Raw genomic sequence first — 3668 nt, forward strand, 5'->3', positions numbered from 1 at the left:
GGATGCCGCCGGTGGAGTCCGCGCCCACCACCTGCTCGGCGATGTCCACCAGCCAGTGCCGGTACGCCCCGGCCTGGCCCTCGTCCACCCGGGCGGCGAGCAGGGCGGCGGCCTGGCCGGCCCGGGCCAGCACGTCCTCGATCATCGCCTTCGGGTCCTCGGGCGTGAGCACCGGAAGCTCCGCGCCGGTCTCCGGGTCGCCGACCCGGTCGACGATCTCGCCGGCCACCGCCGCGACGAGCGGGCTCGCCGACTCGCGGCCGGCGGCGATGGTCTGCAGCCCGGCGGCGTTCTCGGCCATGGTGCGGCGGGTGCCGTCGGACTCGGCGGCGGCCGCCGCGGTGAGCACCGACTGCGGCAGCCCCACCAGCAGCCCCCACTCCTCGTCGGAGACGCCGAACCGGGTGTACGCCGGCTGCTCGATCACGATCAGGCCCCTTTCGCCGTGGTCGTCGTTCGTCGACGGGCGCCGCCGCGGCGCCCGGGTCAGGCTAGTCGAGTTCCAGCAGTCCCTGTTCGGACACCACGGGCACGGAGAGCGTCTTGTAACCGACCTCGTCGAAGAGCACAGTCATCCGGTCCTCCTCGTAGCTGAGCACCAGGCCGGCGCCCCACTCCGGGTGACGCACCTGGCTGTGCACGGGGAACGGCCCGACCGCGCCGTCGGCGGCCACGCTGGTGCCGGCGTGGCAGTTGTCGCAGTGCCCGCAGACCTCGTGCATCTGCTCGCCGAAGTACGCCAGCAGGGCCTGGCCCCGGCATCCGGTGGTCTCGGCGAACGCGCGCATCATGTCGGTACGCGACCGGGTCACCGTCTGCTGCCGTTCCGCCTCGGCCAGCGCGGCCCGGCCGGACTCGGCGGCCGCCGGGGCGTACCGGGGCGCGCCGATGCGCTGCCGGGCGCGTGGCTCGGCGGCGCCGACCTGCTCCAGCAGGGACAGGTACTGGCCCAGTTTGCGCGGGCCGAGCCCGGTCAGCTCGCGCAGCTCCTTGCGGTTGCGGGCCTTGCCGCGCAGCACCGCGGCCAGCTCGGTCAGCTCCTTTTCGTCCGGCAGCCCGCCGCTTAACTAGCGCTGCAGGCCGACGACCTCGGCGCGCCACAGCAGCAGCACCCGGGCCGGTGAGCCGTCGCGCCCGGCGCGGCCGATCTCCTGGAAGTAGCTGTCCGGCGAGTCGGGCAGCGCCATGTGCACCACCCAGGCGATGTTCGGCTTGTCGATGCCCATGCCGAACGCCGACGTGGCCACCATGATCGGCACCCGGTCGGCGAGGAACGCCTCGTGCAGCTCGTGCCGGGCCGCGGTGGGCATGCCGCCGTGGTAGAACTCGGCCGGGAAACCGGCGCCGGTGAGCCGCTCGGCCAGCTCCTCGGCCGCGCGCCGGGTCGGCACGTAGATGATGCCGGGCCGCTCGTCGTCGCGCAGCAGCGCGATCAGCCGCCGCCACCGGTAGTCGTCGGTGGGGCAGTGGGCCACCTCGAGGAAGAGGTTGGGCCGGTCCAGCCCGGAGACCACCACCTCGGGCTCGCGCAGCCGCAGCCGGGCGATGATGTCGTCGCGTACCGGCGGGGAGGCGGTGGCGGTGAGCGCCACCACCGGCGGGCGGCCCAGGCCGTCGATCAGGTGGCCCAGCGCCAGGTAGTCCGGGCGGAAGTCGTGGCCCCACGCCGAGATGCAGTGCGCCTCGTCGATCGCCACCAGCGCCGGCTTCAGCTCCCGGACCTCGGCGAGCCGGTCCGGGTTGCTCAGCGCCTCCGGCGTGATGAACAGGAACTCCGCCCGCCCGGCCCGGATGTCCTCGATCGCCTCGGCCTGCTGGGCGGCGCTCTCGTCCGAACTGATCCGCACCGCGCGCAGCTCCGGACGCTGCCGTTCGTTGAGCGCGGCGATCTGGTCCTGCTGCAACGCCAGCAGCGGGGAGATCACCACCGTGGGGCCGGGGATCAGGCTGGCCGGGATCTGGTAGATCGCCGACTTGCCGGCGCCGGTGGGCAGCACCACCAGCGCGTCGCGGCGCTTCATCACGGCGCGCATGGCGGCGAGCTGGTTGGGCCGCAGCGCGGTCCAGCCGAACAGGTTCCGTGCCGCCCGGCGCAGGCTGGAGGAGTGAGTGGTCAGTTTCATCAAGCGCCTCAGCTACCCCCGGCGATCCCGCGCGAAACCGCCTGCGCCGCTCACCCGCCCGGTGCGGATCAGCGGCGGAACATGGCGCGGATGGCGATCAGCAGGAACAGGCCGCCGACGATCAGGCCGAGCAGCCGTACGCCGGGGATGTCGGCGGCGCTGGTGGCGTCGGCGAGCGGCAGGGCGGACATGTGGGAACTCTCCCACGGGAGGTCGCGGGACGCCACCGCCTAACAGTAAGGATTGTTGACTATTTAGCTGCGCGGTGTGACCATGTCAGCACCCGCCGGCCCCGGCGGGTCCGTGGGGGAGACGGGGGTACGACAGCACATGAGCGAGCGGACCGAGGGATCGACCGGAGATCTGGCGGCGCTCGCCGCCGCCGTCCTGCAACCGGGGTTCGTCGGCACCACGCCGCCGCCGTGGGTGTGCCGCTGGCTCGGCGAAGGGCTCGGCTCGGTCGTCCTGTTCGCCCGCAACGTCGTCGACCACGAGCAGGTCGCCACGCTCACCGCGAACCTGCGGGCCGAGCGGCCGGACGTCATCGTGGCGATCGACGAGGAGGCCGGCGACGTCACCCGGATCGAGTCCGCCCGGGGCAGCTCCCGGCCCGGCAACTACGCGCTCGGCGCGATCGACGACCCGGCGCTGACCGAGGAGGTCGCCCGCGACCTCGGCGCCGAACTGGCAGCCGTCGGCGTCACTCTGGACTACGCCCCGGACGCCGACGTCAACTCCAACCCGGCCAACCCGGTGATCGGGGTGCGCGCGTTCGGCGCCGACCCGGACCTGGTCGCCCGGCACACCGCCGCCTGGGTACGCGGCCTGCAGTCCGGCGGCGTCGCCGCCTGCGCCAAGCACTTCCCCGGACACGGCGACACCCGGGTCGACTCGCACCACGACCTGCCCCGCATCGGCGGCGACCGGGCCCGCCTCGACGCGGTCGAGCTGGCCCCGTTCCGGGCCGCCGTGGCCGCCGGGGCGCAGGCGGTGATGACCGGCCACCTGCTGGTGCCGGCGCTGGACCCGGAACTGCCCGCCACGCTCAGCCCGCGCGTGCTGGGCGGGCTGCTGCGCGAGGAGATGGGCTTCGGCGGCGTGGTGGTCACCGACGCGGTGGAGATGCGGGCGGTGGCCGACCGGTACGGCTTCACCGGCGCCGCGGTACGCGCGCTCGTGGCCGGCGCGGACGCGATCTGCGTGGGCGGGGAACGGGCCACCGAGGCCGACGCCCGCGAGCTGCGCGACGCGATCGTCGCCGCGGTGATCAGCGGCCAGCTGCCCGAGGAGCGGCTCGCCGAGGCGGCCAAGCGCGTCGGTCAGCTCGCCGCCTGGAGCGTCGCCGCCCGCGCCCGCCGGGTCGCCGGCACGCCACCGGCCGACGGCTCACCGATCGGGCTGGCCGCCGCCCGCCGGGCGGTCCGGGTCAGCGGCGACGCCGCGCTGCTGCCGCTGGCCGGGCCGGCGCACGTGGTGGAGTTCGCGCCGCCGCGCAACATCGCCATCGGCGAGGAGACGCCGTGGGGGATCGCCGCGCCCCTGGCC

General features: G+C 74.8%; 3 protein-coding genes and 1 pseudogene. 1 reads left to right on the top strand and 3 read right to left on the bottom strand.

Annotated elements, in window-relative coordinates:
* The 3 genes and pseudogenes from KBX39_RS26270 to KBX39_RS33905 all read right to left on the bottom strand — a co-directional run.
* On the bottom strand, window positions 1-427 hold a 427-nt coding region (locus tag KBX39_RS26270; protein ID WP_210873017.1), incomplete at its 3' end, for a hypothetical protein.
* Between the two features lie 64 nt (window positions 428-491).
* Window positions 492-2123 (bottom strand): annotated as a pseudogene (locus KBX39_RS26275) (ATP-dependent DNA helicase RecQ).
* A 68-nt stretch (window positions 2124-2191) separates the two neighbouring features.
* Complete coding sequence (locus KBX39_RS33905) at window positions 2192-2314, bottom strand: hypothetical protein (protein WP_255358596.1); 123 nt, start codon at window positions 2312-2314, stop codon at window positions 2192-2194.
* 139 nt (window positions 2315-2453) lie between these two features.
* On the opposite strand from KBX39_RS33905, the gene KBX39_RS26280 reads away from it, so the two are divergent.
* Window positions 2454-3668, top strand: a 1215-nt coding sequence (locus KBX39_RS26280) for a glycoside hydrolase family 3 protein (protein ID WP_210873018.1), incomplete at its 3' end; no start/stop codon positions are given.

The sequence above is a fragment of the Micromonospora sp. D75 genome (assembly GCF_018070405.1).
In the GTDB taxonomy this organism is placed as follows: domain Bacteria; phylum Actinomycetota; class Actinomycetes; order Mycobacteriales; family Micromonosporaceae; genus Micromonospora; species Micromonospora chalcea.